Below are 16,552 nucleotides of genomic sequence, written 5' to 3'. Positions count from 1 at the left end.
CGCCGGCGATTTGCTGAGCTATCTTTGCCGCACTCGTCGGGCGCCGTGCGCATGATTGGATTGGCCTGCCAATGCTGCGTGTGCTAGATCAGGTTCCATATGCAATCATGGGTGGTTTTATGATTTGAATTTCCTATACCTCGTTTGAATGTTGGAGAGAACTTCCGTGAGCGGGCAATTCATCGCTATTGCAATTCCAATCTGCGCGTTACGCTGGCCTTTTCTCCATCGCCCCTGTGAGTTTTAGGGGGCTGAAGCAGCAGCCTATGGGGGACCCCGAGGGTCTGTAGAGTGTGATGTCCTGGCCTCCGTTCGTGATTGGATGGAGTTCTGGATCTGAGTAATCGGATGCGTCAATAAGAGAGCGCGAAACTGCGCCTGAATGATCGCGGAGAGCCATTTCACTGGGTTTTCCGAGAATTTCCGCAAATTACTTTTTAGAGGGACCAAGATCATGCAACCAGCGACCGTTTCACAAACCGACGGCAATACACTCTTTCCCATCGTGCTCTCGATCGTGGCAGCTGCCGCGACTGGTGTGCTTTGGGCTTATGCCAATCCAATCCAGCTCGTGCCCGGCGTCATTCAGTGGCGCATTTTCGCCTTTCTGCCATCCGTGATCGGCATTCTGCTCGGCTGGCGCAGCGGCTTGATTTGCGGCTATCTCGGCACCATCGTCTGGTCGCTGCTGGCTGGCACCTTCATACCTGCGCATTCGCTTCTCGTTGATGGCATCATGGTCGGCCTGACCGGCCTTGTGCCCGGGCTGCTCTTCGATCCGGCCAAGACGGTCTTCGATCGCAACGCGCTGATCAAGATTGCCGTGGTTTGCCTTATCGTCGGGCTCGTTATGGTGGCGGCGGTGTCTGCAAGCCTTGCCTATCTCGGCATTTTCCCGTTCTGGTGGGGTTTTGGCTATCTCGGCCTGTCCGACATCGTCCCGATGGTCGTCGGCACGCCACTTCTGATCATCCCGGCCCTGAAAATTCTGAAGAGTGCGCATCCCGCCGGTTTCAAGCGCTTCTGAACCCGATCTGGATCAACAAGTGCTCAATATTGCCAATCTGACGATCGGTTTCGGCGGCGCCGCACCGGTGCTTGCCGAAACCAATTTTATGCTTGACGAGGGGCAACGGCTCCTCGTCTGTGGCGAAGCCGGCAGCGGCAAGTCGACCTTGCTCGGCGCTGCCGCGGGCCTGATTCCGCGCCTTATTCCAGTTGCCGAATTCTCCGGGCAGGTGGAGCTTGCTGGCCGCCCGCTGCTTTCCTTCACAAAAAAGGAGCTGTTCGGCACGATTGGCTTCGTGTCGCAAAATAGCGAAGATCAGCTTTGGGATATCTGCGTCGAGGATGTCATCGCCTTTCCGCTGGAAAACAAGGGTGTCGAGCGAAACGCGATCCGAGATCGGCTGACCGAACTGATGGCCGAATTCGAGCTGCAGGCCTTGAGCGGCCGTCGGGTTCTGACCCTTTCGGGGGGTGAACGGCGAATGGTCACCATTGCTGCGGCGATCGTCTCGAGCCCATCGATCCTGGTGCTGGACGAACCGACGACCGGGCTCGATCCGGCCGCGCGTGTGCGGTTGTCCAATATCCTGCTGAAAGTGCTGGACAGCACCCCGACGTTGCTGATCTCGGAGCAGGACCCTTTGGCACTCCGCTCCGTAATAGACAGCATTGCCCTGTTGCGTCGCGGCGGTGTCTCTCCGAGCATGCCGCCGCAGACGGTGCTTGGGCAGGATGCCGCCTGGATCGACGCTGGCATTTTGCCGCCGATGCGCGCCCGGCCGGCGCGGCAGATCGTTGAGCCGGGTCGTCCGCTGTTGACCGTTTCGGGGCTGACGAGCCAGCTTTCGCGCTCGCGCGGCAACCCCGTATTGAAGGAGGTCAGTTTCGATGTCCGGGCTGGAGAAGTGCTGGCGCTCATCGGGCGCAACGGTGCCGGCAAGACGACACTGTTCAAATCGATCCTCGGGCTGGTGAAAACCACCTCGGGTTCCATCCTTCTCGACGGGACAAAGGCCGATGACTGGTCTGTCGCGGCGCGGGCGCGCAAGATCGCCTACATTCCCCAGAACATGCGCCATATCCTGTTCAACATGACCGTACTCGGCGAGGTGATCTTTGCCATTACGGCGTCTAGCGCATCGTCGAGCGACCCCGCCGTCGTTGCGCGCGCCAAGGCAGCGCTGGAGCGCTACGCACTTTCCGACCTGGCGGAGGCCAATCCGTTTGCTCTTTCGGTCCGCCAGCAAGCCTTGCTGGGGCTCGCCTGCGCCGACGCGACCGGCGCGCTTGTTGCTATCATCGACGAGCCGCTTTTGAGCAGGGACATCAAAGGCCGGCAAATGCTGGAGCTTTTCATCTCGTCGATGCAGTCTTCGGGGCGGGCGGTCATGCTGATCTCGCACGATCTGGAATTGGTCGACGATCTGGCTACCCGCCTGATGATCCTCGACAATGGCAGGATCGCGTTCGTGGGGGCACCCGAAGACGGCTGGGAAAGCGGCACCTTCCGTTCCCTCGGCTGGCAAGCACCCTACGATATCACAGCCTGGAGCATGGCATGATGCGGCTTCATGAGCTCAATTTCTTCATCAAGCTGGGAATCGCCTTCATCATCATGCTGGCCGCCTGGTTTGCCCCGGGCTGGCGGTTCGGAGTACCCCTTGCGCTTATCTGCCTGGCCCTTCTATGGGGCTTGAGGGTTCCCGGGCTCCGCGGCTACCTCAAGGGCGCCACGCTGCTGACCGGCATGGTCATGGTGAGCTGGATGATAAATCTCTGGCTGCAGGGTCTTTCGACACCAGAAGCCTTGTCGGTCGCGGCGGCGATGGCCGCCAGGCTGGTGACCACGACAGCCGCCTTCTATTTCGTCATGGAGACAAGCTCGCCGGGCGAAATATTGGCGGCGGCAAGCGCTGCGCGGCTGCCGTCCATTGCCACGCTCGTTCTGTCACTGACCTTCGGCGTCATTCCGATGTTGCGCGATGATTTCGAACGCATTGCGGACGCCCAGCGTTCTCGCGGCATGGAGATCGACGATGTCAGCCTGCCGACGAAATTGCGTTTTGCACTGGCACGCGGCATTCCGCTGCTCGTCCAAGCGATCCGCATGGCGCATGCCATATCGTTTTCCCTCACCCTTTACGGGTATGATCTGAAACACAAGCGAACAACCTGGCGAGAAGTCGGCCTGATGGTCGAGCAGCGCCTCAGCATGAAGGAAAAGACCCATGACCTCTGAGACCGCGGACCCGAGAACCGGACAGAACTGGAAGGTCGACGTCGCCGGCTATGCCGTCGAGCTGCCGATCGTGGCGATCAAACCGGATTTTGCCATTTCTCTCATGATGGTCATCGATCTCGGCGTGAAATTCGGCGAGCACGTCGGCATCAAGCTTGCCGCCAAATTTGCATCGCTCAAGCCCGACATTGTGGTCGGCACGGCAACACTCGGCATTCCCGTCGCCATTGAAGTGACGCGGGCGCTCGGCCTCGACAACTACGTGGTTCTGCAGAAGTCGCCGAAGATCCATTTGGCAAATGCGCTGGAACAACGCATCTCCTCCATCACCTCCAAGGGCGAACAGCGCCTGCTGCTGGACCGCGCCGCGATCCCCTTTCTCAAGGGCAAGCGCGTGCTTGTCGTGGACGACGTGGTCGCCTCGGGATCGAGCCTCAAGGGTTCGCTGGAACTGGTGCGCAAGGCGGGAGCCGAAGTTGTCGGCATTGGCGTTATCCTGACCGAGGCTCGAGACTGGCACGAGACGCTGGGATCCGATTGCGACCTCATTCAGGGCCTCGCTCATATTCCTCAATTCTCCAGGACCGGTAATTCGGCTTGGGAGCCAATTCCCGGCACCTGAGGTCATCGCTGCGGTCAAACCGGCTTTTGGCTTCGCCGTATTGCGATCCATATGCGGCTGGCCTAAGCGAGTTTGCCGATCCAAGGCGCCTTGAAGAAACCCGCACATGACGCGGCGCGCACCAACTGACCTTTTGTGAGGATCGGCAGGCCCGCAACAGAGCCTATTGCTTCCGGACCCTGCAGATGACGGTACCGTCACCCGTTCGCGCCTTCTTGCTGGGATCGATGCATGTCAAGGCATCCGGTTCACAATCCTCGCGGAACTCATACATGCCATTGGGACCCTGAGCTTCCAGGTTGGGTCCCTGCGACGGGCAATCCACAGCCTCGGTGCCGCGTTGCTCGCATGCAGAAAGCGCAACACCGATCAGGAGGAGAGCAAGAAACTTGTGCATCATCTGTCTTCGATTACAGGATCATATGATGAATGCAAGCCCACCAGCATCGTGGACCATATCGAAACCAGGCGAATGGCCATACATCAACACGTCCAAGGAGGTTTCCTTCCGAATTCCGTTGTGCCGGAACCATGGCCACAAAAATCGCAATCGTGATCCCGATGGGAATCGGACAACGATCTGCCTCCGCGTGATGACTGGAGCGATCGGCTATCGGCCATGTGCACTTAAAGGAAACTCGCCTCGAACAATTCGCGCGTATAGGCGTCGTGTGTCGTGCCGGCCTGCAAATCCGCCTTGGTCAGCTCGTCGACGAAGATCCCGCCCTTCATGATCAGCACGCGATCGCACATATGGGCGATGACGGCTAGATCGTGGCTGACGAGGACATAGGTCAGGGAGCGCTCGTCACGCTGGTCGGCAAGCAGATTGAGGATTTCCGCCTGGATCGACACGTCGAGCGCCGAGGTCGGCTCGTCGAGCAGCAGGATCGGCGGCGAAAGGATCAAGGCGCGGGCGATCGCGACGCGCTGGCGTTGTCCCCCGGAAAGCTCGTGCGGATAGCGGTTGGCGAAGGCCGGCGGCAGGCCGACCTGGCGCAGTGCTTTTTCGACCTTTACCCAGACGTCCTCATGCCCCATGGCGCGCAGCGGTTCGGCGAGCGCCGTGCCGATACGATGACGAGGATGCAGCGAGCCATAGGGGTCTTGAAACACCATCTGGGCATGGCGCAGTTCATCTCGCGTGCGGGTCTTGCCGACGGCCTTGCCGGCGAGGCCGATGTCGCCGGACCATCCTTTTTCCATGCCGGCGAGGCAACGCAGCACGGTCGACTTGCCGCATCCCGACTCGCCGACAATGCCGAGCGTCTCCCCCTTGCCGACATCGAAGCTTACCCCTCTGACGACATGGTTCTTCGTCTTGCCGGAGGTAAAGACGACATCAAGATCGCGAACGCTAATCATCGGCTGGTCTCCAGATCAAGCTTTGCCCTGTCGAGCACTGCCAGGCGGCGCACCGGCTTGTGCGGGTCCGGCAATGCGGACATCAGCCCGCGCGTATAGGGATGCTGGGCATCTTCCAGACGCGTAAGCGTCTCCACGATGCGCCCGGAATACATGACGATGATGCGCTCGCAGAAGGCTGCGACCATGCGGATATCGTGGCTGATGAGCAGCAGCCCGGAATTGTTCTCGCGCACCAGTTCGTCGAGCAGGGTGAGCACGTCCTTGCGCACACTGACATCGAGTGCGGATGTCGGCTCGTCGGCGATGACAAGCTTCGGCTTTGCCAGGAGCATCATCGCGATCATGACGCGCTGACCCATGCCGCCAGAGATCTGGTGCGGGTAGAGCGCCATCACGCGATCCGGATCGCTGATGCGGACGCGCTCGAGCATGGCCCGTGCCGCATCGCGCGCCTTGCCGCCGCGCAAGCCCAGATGCAACCGGGCCGCTTCGGCGATCTGCTTGCCGACGGTCAGCACCGGATTGAGGGAATAGCGCGGATCCTGCATGATCAGCGCGATATCCTTGCCGCGCAGGGCGCCCATTTGGCGCTCCGACCTGTCGAGCAGGGAGACGCCGTCGAGCGCCATGCGTTCGGCCGTGATGCTTGCGCTCGGCGGCAGCAGCCGCATGACGGCACGCCCCGTCGTGGATTTACCGGAGCCGGATTCGCCGACGATCCCGACGCGCTCGCGCCCGACATCGAAACTGACATCCGAGACCGCCGCAAGCGAGTTGCGACCGAACCGGACGTTCAGGCCCTGAACGGAGAGGATGGGGTGGGGATCACGATCTTGCATGGCGGGGATCCAGAATATCGCGCAGTGTGTCGCCGACGATGTTGAAGGCCAGACTTGCCAGAAGAATCGCAATGCCGGGCATGACGGCGACCCACCAGAAATCGAGCATGTATTTGCGTCCATTGGAAATCATCGCGCCCCATTCCGGCGCCGGCGGCTGGGCGCCTAGCCCGAGGAAGCCAAGGGACGCCGCCGTCAGGATGATGCCTGCCATGTTGAGCGTCAGTCGCACGATGACCGACGGGACGCACATCGGCGCGATGTAGAAGAAGAGGATACGCAGCCTCGAGGCTCCATAAAGCCTCGCGGCGGCGACATAGTCGGTGTTCCTGACGACGAGCGCTTCCGCGCGCGCCAATCTTGCAATCGGCGGCCAGGCCGTCAGAGAGATGGCGATAATCGCCGTCGTCAGACCGGCACCGAGTGCCGCGGCAAAGGCAAGCGCCAGGATCAACGACGGAAAGGAGAGCACGATATCGGTGGCGCGCATCAGGAGCGCGTCGATACGTCCGCCGAAAAAGCCGGCGACCACACCAATCAGCAGACCGATCGGGCCGACGATCACCGAAATCGACAGCACCGTCTGGATGGTGATGCGCGTGCCAAAGATCAGGCGGCTGAGAATATCGCGGCCGAACTCGTCCGTTCCGGCGAGATGCGCTAGGCCCGGTGGCTTCAAGGCGTCCGACAGCACCTGTACGTTCGGATCATAGGGCGCCAGAAGCGGCGCGAAGATCGCGATCAGGCATAGCAGGGCGAGGATGATGAAGCCCGCAAGGCCAAGTGGTTCATGGGCAAGCTTGCCGCCGGCGCTTTTCAGCGAGCCTATCAAGCGGCTCGTGATATTCGGTGGACGGACGGTCACGTCCGCATGGATCGCGTCGCTCATCGGACGGCCTCCCTGGTGCGCGGATCGAAGACCGCATAGGCGATATCCGCTAGGAAATTCAAAAGCATGAAGAAGAATCCGACGATGATGGTCGCCGCAAGGATGGCATTCATATCGCCGATCATCAGGGCATTCGTCATGTATTGGCCGATACCCGGCCAGGAGAAGACGATTTCCGTCACCACGGCACCCTCGAGGAGCCCGCCATAGGAAATAGCGAGAATGGTGATGAGCTGCACGGCGATGTTCGGGAGAACATGGCCGATGATCGTTCGCGCCGGACCGACGCCCTTGGCGCGGGCCGCAATCACATAATCCTGGCTGAGCTGCTCCAGGGTAAAACTGCGGGTCATGCGGGTAATATAGGCAACGGCCGCATAGGCGAGAATGAAGGCTGGCAGGATGATGTGGCTCAGCGCATTCCAGAAAATGTCCGTCTCGCCCTGCAGGAGGCTGTCCACCAGCAGCAGGCCGGTTTGCGGCGTGACGATACCCTCATAATAGACATCGACCCGGCCAGGGCCGCCGACCCAATTCAGGCCCGCATAGAAGACGACAAGCCCGACGATCCCGAACCAGAAGACCGGAATGGAATGGCCGACGAGAGAGATGACACGCGCGATCTTGTCGATCAGCCGGTCACGAAACAGTGCTGCCACCAGACCGAGCGGCACGCCGACGAAGGTCGAGATGATGACAGCAAGCGTCGCAAGCTCGAACGTTGCCGGAAAGGCCTGGGCAAGATCGGCTGAGACGGGATTTCCCGTCAGGATGGCCGTGCCGAAATCGCCATGGGCGAGACCCTTCAGATAGATGAAGAACTGCTCGTAAACAGGCAGATCCAATCCGAGCCGCTGGCGCATCGCCGCGTAGGCGGCGGGATCGGCCAGCTCGCCGACGATCGCCCCCACTGGATCGGCCGGCAGGACGCGGCCGATCACGAAGGTGACCAACAGGAGGATGAACAGGCTGACGATCAGATGCGCGATGCGTCGGCCGAATTCGGCTACGGATAGTTCCTTCATGATCGGCTGCCTTCGATTGCTTATTCGGCGTCGGCCTTGGTCACGTTTTCAAGGCGGGTCATCTGGTTGGGATGCCCGAGATAGCCTTTGACCCTGGCAGAGAGAACAAGGGGTTCGAACCGTTCGAAAAGCGGCAGGAGCGCCGGCTTCAGATCGACGAACATCTGCTGCATCTGAGTATAGAGTTCGGCCCGCTTCTTGGCATCGGGCTCCACCGAGGTCTTTTCCGCGAGCGCCGTCAATCCGGGGATATCCCAGGCCGAACGCCAGGCAAAATTGCCGGCATTGTTGGCCTCGAGCCGGTTGTCGGGATTGTTGGCGAAATCATCCATCGAGCCGAGAACGTTGGGCATCAGCGCGCTCGTCTGCGGCAGCAGCAGGTCGAAGTTGCGCGCGCGGTGGGCGGCGATGATCTCGGAACCGTTGCCCTGCTGTATTTCGACCTTGATGCCGATCTGGCCGAGGGAGGCCTGAATGGCGGTTGCCAGATCGATGCGCGGCGTCTGCGAGATCGTCTTCAGCGTCAGCGAAAAGCCGTCCTTGAAGCCCGCGTCCGCGAGCAATTGCTTTGCCTTGGCGACATCGAGATGCCAGTCCGGATTCGGAAGCGCGTATTCGAAGTTTTCCGGAACGGGAATGTTTCGTGCCCGGCCGTAGGGACCCATGATGGTCTTCTCGATGCCTTTGTAATCGATGCCATAGGCGATGGCTTCACGAACCTTGGGGTTGGCGAGATATTGGTTGCCCGCATTCATCGCCAGTACGTAGAAACCGCCGGTGGGCACGCGCTGGATGACGAAATTGCTCTTGGTCTCGAAGGTTTCTAGATCGGACTTGGACAGCGCATTGCCGATATCGATATCGCCGCGGTCGAGCATCAGCCGCTCGACCTGGCTTTCCGGCACGTGGCGAATGATGACGCGCCGCATTTTCGGTGCGCCGCCGACATAGGCCTTGTTGGCATCCAGAATGACGATCTCGTTCGGGGTCCATTTGTTCAGCGTGAACGGCCCGGAACCTGCCGAATGGGTACGCAGCCAGGCGTTTCCTGAATCGTCGTTTGCAACATGCTTTTGCACCTCGACACTGTCGACGACGCTCGAAACGCCCAGCGCCAGCCGATAAAGCAGCCCTTCAGCCGTCACCTTGTCCGTCAGGTCGATGCGCACCGTCTTGGCATCGACCGCATGGATCTGATTGGCGACGGTTTCGGTGGAATAACCGATGCGCTTGAAATAGGAGGAACCAGACTGGTTGAGCTTCATCAGCCGGGTCAGGGAGAAGACGACATCATTGGCGGTGACTGGATTGCCTGAAGCGAAAGTGGCATCCCGCAATTTCAGCGTCAGTGACTTGCCGTCATCCGTCCAGCTTTCCGCCAGCTGCGGTACGATCTTGCCATCCGTGGTCGTTGCGACAAGCCGATCATAGAGATTGGCAAGGATTTCAAGTGCTTTGGGTTCGGTGGCCTGCTGCGGATCGAGGGACAGCACCTGCGCGAGCGACGTGCCGATTACCAACTGATCTTTAGGCGTGGCCGCCTGAAGTTGCGGCGCAGCCAGTGTCAGCATGCCGATTGTAACGCCTACAAACATGGCTTTCGAAAAGTGCTTCATTATGCTTCCTCCCTCGAATACTATATAATACGTATGATGTTATCCGCATGTCATATTATGATTTATCGAAGATCGGCGTGGTTTGCAAGGCCATGCCGGCGGCTTGATGAAAATGAACGGGGCGGGAATGACGATACTCAGCAGGAGCCGGCAAAGGCTGGCACAAAGGGTCATCGATGACTTGCGCATGCAGATTGAGACGGGCAAGCTTCAGGCAGGCGACCAGCTTCCGACGGAACCGCAGCTCGAAGCGGCCTTCGATGTCAGCCGGACCGTGGTGCGCGAGGCGATTGCCGATCTTCGTGCCGCAGGCCTCGTCAAGCCTGTTCAGGGCAAGGGCGTATTCGTTTCCGAAACGTCGGCACGATCCGGCCTGCTGCTGACGCCGGTCGAGGTCAAGAGCATTCCCGAGACGCTGGAACTGCTGGAATTCCGCATGGCTGCGGAAGGCGAGGCGGCGGCAATCGCTGCCTATCGCAGAACGGCCGAACAGGAAGCGGCGATAGCTGCCGCCAACCGCAGGATGGCGCTGCTGATAGAGCAGGGGCTATCGACCGTCGAAGCGGATTATGAATTCCACATGGCGATAGCCGCTGCCACGAACAACCGTTTCTATGTCGACGTGCTCCGGCATTTCGGCGCCCGAACCATTCCGCGTAGACAGTTTCCGACATTGCCTGAAGCGAATGATCGCGCCTATCTGGAGAAGGTGCATGCCGAGCATGCGGAAATCCTGACGGCGATTGCCGATCAGGACCCTGAGCGAGCGCGTCAGGCGATGCGGGCACATATGCTGGCCAGCCAGCGACGCTATCGCCTGCTCGCCGAGTTGCAATAGCTCTCGACACTTCACGAAATTCATATTATGTCATATGACATGGATCAATCATACGGGAGAGACGCTCGGTGTATGTAGGAACACAGGTCGAGGCGCGGGACGACGACGATTATCGCGTTTTCGCGCAATTGGGGCTGAAGCATATATGTGCGGACCCGCCGGGAAAGCCGGAGAGCTGGACGCTGTCCGATCTTGAGCGCCTCCGCGACAAGGTCGAGAGTTTTGGACTGATTCTGGATATGATCCAGCTTCCCTTGCCGTCTCAGCCGATCGAAAAGGCATCCTATCCTGATATTCTGCTTGCCGGGCCGGATCGTGATCGCCAGATCGATGCGGTCTGCAAGCTCATCGAAGATGTGGCGGCGGCCGGCATTCCCGCCGCGAAATACAACCTCAATCTCATCGGCATTCCACGCACGCCGGAAGAAGCTGGACGCGGCGGTTCGATGAATGCGAGCTTCCGCTGGGATAAGGCGGATCACCAGGCGGCCCCCGGCCTCGCCGGCATCTTGTCGGAAGATGAGAACTGGGAGCGCATCGACTATTTCCTGGAGCGGGTCGTGCCCGTGGCGGAGAGCAACCGCGTCCGCCTCGCTTGCCATCCGCACGATCCCTATACGCCGCCGGGTTATCGCGGCGTCACGCGCGTGCTCGGCTCCGTCGAAGGCTTGAAGAAGTTCGTGCTGATGCGCGAAAGCCCCTATCACGGGCTGAACTTTTGCCAGGGATCGGTCGGCGAGATGCTCGACAATCCGCGCGAGGAAATCGATGACATCATCCGCTGGTTCGGCACGCGCGGCAAACTCTTCAACGTTCATTTCCGCAACATTCGCGGCGGCAAACTCTCCTTCATGGAGACTTTTCCGGACGAGGGCGACATGGACATGGTCCGCTCCGCGAAGGTCTACAAGGAAGTCGGCTATCAATACATGCTGATGCCCGATCATGTGCCGACCATCAGCGGCCGGGACCCGACCGGCGTCGCATTCGCCTTCTGCTATGGCTATATCGCCGCCCTCATTCAGTCGCTCGAAGGCGCCTGAGACCCATTGTCCATACCGATCGATAACAGGATTCCAAGATGAACCCGATTGAACTGAAAAAGGCGGTTGGCAGCGGTCTGCTGTCCTTTCCCGTCACCCATTTCGACAGCGACCTCAAATTCGATGAGGCGAAGTACCGCCGCCATGTCGAATGGCTGGCAGGCTATGACGCCGCCGCTCTTTTTGCCGCCGGCGGAACCGGCGAATTCTTCTCCCTCAATCCCGCCGAAATCCCGCAGGTCGTCCGTGCGGCAAAGGCATCCGCGGGCAATACGCCGATCATCTCCGGAGCGGGCTACGGCACGTCGCTCGCCATCGAGATCGCCAAGGCGGCCGAGAAGGCGGGGGCCGACGGTCTGCTGCTCCTGCCGCCTTATCTCATGTTTGCGGAACAGGCCGGCCTGATCGCCCATGTCAAGGCGGTATGCCAATCCGTCGGGATCGGCGTCATCGTCTACAACCGCGACAATGCGGTGCTCAGCGCCGACAGCATCGCGCGGCTTGCCGACGAGTGCCCCAATCTCATCGGCTACAAGGACGGGGTCGGCGATGTCGACAAGGTGATCGAGATCACCACGACCCTCAAGGACCGTCTCGTCTATGTCGGCGGCATGCCGACACATGAAGTCTACGCCCAGGCCTATTTCGCAGCCGGTGTCACGACCTATTCCTCCGCCGTCTTCAATTTCATTCCCGCGCTTGCCCAGCGTTTCTACAGCGCGTTGCGGAGCGGGGACCAGGCAACGGTCGATGAAATCCTCACGGGCTTTTTCTTCCCATTCGTCGCCCTGCGCAATCGGAAGAAGGGCTATGCGGTCTCGATCATCAAGGCCGGTTTGCGCGTTCTCGGCAAAGATCCCGGCCCGGTGCGCCCGCCGCTAACCGATCTGACGCCGGAGGAGTTGGCAGCGCTCGCAAAGATCATCGAGACAGCCAAGGCTGCGTAAAGCGTAGCCAAGCGGACGCAAATGATCGTCGGCAATGCCGGCGATCGCTCTTTGTGGGAGGAGGATACTGGTGGTTAGATTATCATCTGGAATTTTTGTCGCGATCATGGCGACCTCGACAATGCTTGCGTCGACACAGGATGTGTTTGCCAGGACATTCGTCTATGTCTCCGCGGCGACGAACGGGAAGATCGACAGCTACAGCATGGACGAGAAGGCTGGCACCCTGACGCCGGCGGCGACCTTCGATGCGGGCAAAATGGTCATGCCGATGACCGTCGGCCCCGACAAGAAGCATCTCTATGCCGTCGTGCGCTCGCAGCCTTACCGGGTGCTGACGCTGGCGATCGATCCCGCAACCGGAAATCTGACACAGGCGGCGGTCGCGGCCTTGCCCGATAGCATGCCCTATGTCTCGACCGATCCCTCCGGACGCCTGCTCTTTACCTCGTCCTATGGCGGAAACAAGATCGCGGTCCTGCCGATCGATCCGGATGGCCGCGTGACGGATGGCACTCGCCAGATGATCCTGACCGGTCGCAATGCTCATTCGATCGTCAGCGACCCCACAGGCAAATATGTCTTTGCGACCAACCTCGGTTCCGACGTCGTGCTGCAGTTCGTGCTCAATCCCGAGACCGGCATGCTGGAGCCGAACAATCCGCCTGAGATCGCCACCAAGCCGGGCTTCGGGCCGCGCCATATCATTTTCTCGCCGGGCGGCAAATCGGTCTATGTCGTCACCGAACTCACCGGCCACGTCATTCACTACAGCCTCGATCCGGCAAAGGGGACGCTCACCGAAATCGAAAGCGTCGCGTCCGTTCCGGACGATGCAGGCCTGTCTCCGGGCATTGCCCCGCCGTCTCCGCCGCCGTTCAACGCCACGGCGCCGGCGGCCGCACCCGTCGATGACGGCAAGCCGAAGGTCTGGGCTGCCGATATCGGCATCACTCCGAACGGCAAATTCCTCTATACGACCGAGCGGACCACCAGCAAGCTCGCCCTCTTCCATGTTGCGGACGGGAGCGGCAACCTCACTTACGTTGCCAATTATCCGACCGAGAAGCAGCCGCGCGGCATCCGCATCGATCCGTCGGGCCGCTTCCTGATCGCGACCGGCGAAAAATCCGACAGGATCGCCGTCTATGCCATCGACCAGGCGAACGGCGCGCTCACGCCGATCAACCGCTATCCCGTCGACGCCGGCGCGAACTGGGTCGAGATCGTCACTCTTCCCTGAAAATAAACAGGGATCACGGCCACTTCGTCTCGCGGTGAGGCGAGTGGGCGTGTAATCCATTGCGGCCGAGGCGATACCTAATCGATACGGCCTGCGGCTTTGAGCGGTCCGATTGTCAAACCGACCGCTTCCTTAGGCCAATGACGGTCATGAGCACGCGATGAGCGATCGCCATGAAGCTGCCGCGCCATGGCCAGCGGATCGCCACGCTATTGCCTTACAGAAAACGTTTGACGGCCACATTGCCGCCGGATCGTTCCTCAACCCTAACCGGCGGCTGAATCTAATACGATATGCCAACCTTCGCTCTACGCCATCAAAGAGGTGTTCCCCCCGCACGACTAAGAGGAATTGAGATGATTATTCGTCATATCCCCGCTGCATCGTTGACCGCTGCAGCCTTGAGCCTGATGGTTCTCAGCAATCAAGCGTTTGCACAGCAAGCAACACAAGAGCAGCAGCCTGCCCAAGCGCAGCAGCCCGCTAGCAATGCTACTGCTGCCACAGTCAGTGATCAGAAAATAGAGGCTTTTGCGGTCGCTTATCTCCAGGTGGACAAGATCAGGCAGGAATATTCGGCCAAGATCGGCGCAACACAGGATCCGACCGCGAAACAACAGCTGCAGACCGAGGCAAGCAAGCAGATGGTGCAGGCTGTTCAGACTTCTCCGGGGATGTCGGTAGACGAATACAACGCAATTCTAACGGCTGCGAAGAAGGATCCGGCACTCGTCAAGAAAGTCCAGGACAAGATTCAGAAAGCCGCACCTGCACAGCAGTAAACGACGGCACGAGATCTCCACGTGGAGTGATACCAGGTCGATGCCGCGCCAGGTGCCGCATCCTGGCGCGGCATCGACCGGCTTCTTCATCGCGATGTCGGTAAGGCGATCGGCCGGTCTATCGCCCGGCTGCTTTCAGCAGGCCGTTTCGAGCGAAGGTCTCGCGCAGCCGCTCGTCGATGGCGACGTAGGAATCGAGTGTCAGCGCGAGTTTTTTCGCAATGACCGGTACGCTTTCGGCCAGCTTTATCAGACGCCTCGGATCGGAAAACACGATTTCTGCATAGGTATTGAAGTCATTCTCCGAGGTCGTTGCGCCATAGGCGGAGAGAAAGCCGGTTTCCACCGGCGGCGCAGTCTGGCCATTGCGAGCGATCTGATCGGTCGCACTGTTCTGAAATTGCCAACCGGCCGGCTCGAGCGCGGTGAAAGCGCGTTGCAGGGCATCGTTGCGCAGCCAGATGAAGGAGCTCGTTTCGTGGTGCACGCCAAGCTCCGCGGTCAGCTGACGCGTTTCGGCCGATACGTTGGAGGGTGCGGCGAGAAAAATCCAGTCGAGCCCATAGGTGCCGCCTGCTTCGGCGCCGTCGATCAAGATCTTGCCGGCGATGAAGATCGCCTTGATGATCCGGCCAAGGCATTGTTCCGGATAGGCTTCGAAAGCCCTGGCAATGCCGTGCAGCGAGTCCTTTACGGCAGTGCGGTCGGCTGGACTCAACGCGACGCCCTCTACGGGCGCATCGGCGGGTAGATAGGGCGGCACGTAGAAGGTTGATGGATCGCCAAAGCCGATCGTCAGACCCTGCTGCCGCCCAAGCTTGGCTGCATACGCATCAGGATCGGCAATGGCATCCTCTTCCGGTGTCGACCGGCCGAGAAGGTAGGAACCGCTCCCGGCCAGAACCACCGCTGCGCCAAGTAGAAGGCGCCGTGAGACAATCAATGCGCCAGTCCGACCCGGGCACCGACGTGCACGGCGGCCGGAACCATTGCGCGTGGCAGGGCTGTGGTGGCCGCACCGCGAAGCATCGCGAGGCCCCGCGTCAGCGAGGCGCCGGCGGCCGCGAAGGAGGCCGGATCATCGGCAACACCGACGCCGCCGGAGAAGAAATCCTCGACGAGGGTGCCGACGACAATAACGCCAGCGCCGATGACCAGGCCGGTGCCGATGACACGGCTCCAGTTGGTTCCTTCCTCGGGCTCGCGGACACGCACCGCGTCACGCACGGCTTGGGGCGAGGGCGCAGACGGAGGAATCTGTGCCTTGGGCGTGATCAGGATCACAAAGGCCACGCTCATCGCGACATAGTGGAAGGGGCCGATCCTGCCTTGCAGCTTGGAGAAGCGGACCTCGGCGCGCAGCTTCGGGATCGGGCTGCTGGAGCTGAACTCGACGCCAACCGCGGTAGCGGCCGCGTTCGGCGTTGTGCTCTGGCTGACCAGCATCGAACGCACCGTCACTTCTTTCTTCTTCGAATCATAGATGAAGCGCGTGTCGCCGACGAGCTGGCCGAAGGCGACGTTGGCCTGCTGCGAGATCTGTGTCTCCAGCCGTCCGCCGTTGCTCACGTAGGTTGCCGGGTAGCGCTTGTCCGTCATCAGGACGACATCACCGGTCATGCGGAACTCGATCGTCGCCGTCGGAGTCTCAATGACAGGCATCGTCAGATCGTTCAAGCGGTACTTGATCGAGATCGGCGAATAGACGTGCGGCAATTCCTTCTTCAGCTCCGTAGCCGGGTTGTCGGTGCGAAGCGGCTGCGGGGAGGCAGAATGCGGTGCCGGCGTGGTGGCGGACGTCGAGGGATTATGATGCTGCGAAGTATGCGGCTTATGGTGATGACCATTGCTGCCATGCTCGCGTTGACCCGGCAGAACGGGGATCAGAATTGTGTTGCCGGCATGGATCAAATCCGGATCGGGAATTCCATGGCCGGTGGCGCGGATGACATCGCGGCGGTTGTTGTAGCGCCAGATACGCGGCCATTGCGCACCATGGCCGAGATGTTCGTGGGCAATAGACCAGAGCGTATCGCCCGCCTTGATCTGATATCGTGTGCCGATCATACTTTTCCCCCGTGTGTTGTTTAACG

General features: G+C 60.3%; 16 protein-coding genes. 9 read left to right on the top strand and 7 right to left on the bottom strand.

What is annotated here, in order from left to right; all coding sequences use genetic code 11:
* The first annotated feature begins 454 nt into the window (after positions 1–454).
* Genes GA0061103_RS19085 through GA0061103_RS19070 form a run of 4 tightly spaced genes read left to right on the top strand, consistent with a single transcriptional unit; the run spans position 455 to position 3,869 of the window.
* Positions 455–1,027: an aminotriazole resistance protein gene (locus GA0061103_RS19085; RefSeq protein WP_092714389.1), complete on the top strand. Its 573-nt coding sequence runs from the start codon at positions 455–457 to the stop codon at positions 1,025–1,027.
* Positions 1,028–1,046: 19 nt separating this feature from the next.
* Positions 1,047–2,570, top strand: coding sequence for an ABC transporter ATP-binding protein (locus GA0061103_RS19080; protein ID WP_092714387.1), 1,524 nt, complete (start codon positions 1,047–1,049; stop codon positions 2,568–2,570).
* On the top strand, positions 2,567–3,247 hold the full coding sequence (locus tag GA0061103_RS19075) for an energy-coupling factor transporter transmembrane component T family protein (RefSeq protein ID WP_092713835.1): 681 nt from the start codon (positions 2,567–2,569) through the stop codon (positions 3,245–3,247). The genes GA0061103_RS19080 and GA0061103_RS19075 overlap by 4 nt, the downstream gene beginning before the upstream one ends.
* Positions 3,237–3,869 carry a phosphoribosyltransferase family protein gene (locus tag GA0061103_RS19070; RefSeq protein WP_092713833.1) on the top strand — a complete coding sequence of 211 codons (633 nt, stop codon included), beginning with the start codon at positions 3,237–3,239 and terminating at the stop codon, positions 3,867–3,869. Before GA0061103_RS19075 ends, GA0061103_RS19070 begins: the two co-directional genes overlap by 11 nt.
* A 627-nt stretch (positions 3,870–4,496) precedes the next feature.
* Here GA0061103_RS19070 and GA0061103_RS19060 read toward each other — a convergent pair.
* Genes GA0061103_RS19060 through GA0061103_RS19040 form a run of 5 tightly spaced genes read right to left on the bottom strand, consistent with a single transcriptional unit; the run spans position 4,497 to position 9,606 of the window.
* The gene (locus GA0061103_RS19060) at positions 4,497–5,234 is read right to left on the bottom strand and encodes an ABC transporter ATP-binding protein (protein WP_092713829.1); all 738 of its coding nucleotides are present in this window, start codon (positions 5,232–5,234) and stop codon (positions 4,497–4,499) included.
* On the bottom strand, positions 5,231–6,076 hold the full coding sequence (locus GA0061103_RS19055; RefSeq protein WP_092713827.1) for an ABC transporter ATP-binding protein: 846 nt from the start codon (positions 6,074–6,076) through the stop codon (positions 5,231–5,233). The genes GA0061103_RS19060 and GA0061103_RS19055 overlap by 4 nt, the downstream gene beginning before the upstream one ends.
* Positions 6,063–6,965: an ABC transporter permease gene (locus GA0061103_RS19050; protein WP_092713825.1), complete on the bottom strand. Its 903-nt coding sequence runs from the start codon at positions 6,963–6,965 to the stop codon at positions 6,063–6,065. Before GA0061103_RS19050 ends, GA0061103_RS19055 begins: the two co-directional genes overlap by 14 nt.
* Positions 6,962–7,990 (bottom strand): ABC transporter permease, encoded by a 1,029-nt coding sequence (locus GA0061103_RS19045; protein WP_092713823.1) that lies wholly within the window; start codon positions 7,988–7,990, stop codon positions 6,962–6,964. The genes GA0061103_RS19050 and GA0061103_RS19045 overlap by 4 nt, the downstream gene beginning before the upstream one ends.
* A 20-nt stretch (positions 7,991–8,010) precedes the next feature.
* On the bottom strand, positions 8,011–9,606 hold the full coding sequence (locus GA0061103_RS19040; protein ID WP_092713821.1) for an ABC transporter substrate-binding protein: 1,596 nt from the start codon (positions 9,604–9,606) through the stop codon (positions 8,011–8,013).
* 127 nt (positions 9,607–9,733) lie between these two features.
* Here GA0061103_RS19040 and GA0061103_RS19035 point away from each other — a divergent pair, with 127 nt between their 5' ends.
* From GA0061103_RS19035 to GA0061103_RS19015, 5 genes are all read left to right on the top strand, one after another.
* Positions 9,734–10,444 (top strand): FadR/GntR family transcriptional regulator, encoded by a 711-nt coding sequence (locus GA0061103_RS19035; protein WP_092713819.1) that lies wholly within the window; start codon positions 9,734–9,736, stop codon positions 10,442–10,444.
* A gap of 68 nt (positions 10,445–10,512) precedes the next feature.
* Positions 10,513–11,487, top strand: coding sequence for a mannonate dehydratase (locus tag GA0061103_RS19030; protein WP_092713817.1), 975 nt, complete (start codon positions 10,513–10,515; stop codon positions 11,485–11,487).
* A gap of 38 nt (positions 11,488–11,525) precedes the next feature.
* Entirely contained in the window at positions 11,526–12,434 is a 909-nt protein-coding gene (gene kdgD, locus GA0061103_RS19025; protein WP_092713815.1) for a 5-dehydro-4-deoxyglucarate dehydratase, read from the top strand.
* Between the two features lie 70 nt (positions 12,435–12,504).
* The gene (locus GA0061103_RS19020) at positions 12,505–13,677 is read left to right on the top strand and encodes a lactonase family protein (RefSeq protein ID WP_092713813.1); all 1,173 of its coding nucleotides are present in this window, start codon (positions 12,505–12,507) and stop codon (positions 13,675–13,677) included.
* Positions 13,678–14,033: 356 nt separating this feature from the next.
* On the top strand, positions 14,034–14,459 hold the full coding sequence (locus GA0061103_RS19015; protein WP_092713811.1) for a DUF4168 domain-containing protein: 426 nt from the start codon (positions 14,034–14,036) through the stop codon (positions 14,457–14,459).
* Between the two features lie 118 nt (positions 14,460–14,577).
* On the opposite strand, the gene GA0061103_RS19010 is transcribed toward GA0061103_RS19015, so the two are convergent.
* Positions 14,578–15,402 (bottom strand): hypothetical protein, encoded by an 825-nt coding sequence (locus tag GA0061103_RS19010; RefSeq protein ID WP_141694446.1) that lies wholly within the window; start codon positions 15,400–15,402, stop codon positions 14,578–14,580.
* Positions 15,399–16,526: a LysM peptidoglycan-binding domain-containing protein gene (locus tag GA0061103_RS19005; protein ID WP_092713807.1), complete on the bottom strand. Its 1,128-nt coding sequence runs from the start codon at positions 16,524–16,526 to the stop codon at positions 15,399–15,401. The genes GA0061103_RS19010 and GA0061103_RS19005 overlap by 4 nt, the downstream gene beginning before the upstream one ends.
* Positions 16,527–16,552: the final 26 nt, after the last annotated feature.

Origin of the sequence: Martinezella multihospitum (genome assembly GCF_900094585.1) — a bacterium.
In the GTDB taxonomy this organism is placed as follows: Bacteria; Pseudomonadota; Alphaproteobacteria; order Rhizobiales; family Rhizobiaceae; genus Rhizobium; species Rhizobium multihospitium.
This window is presented reverse-complemented; position numbering and strand designations above follow the sequence as displayed.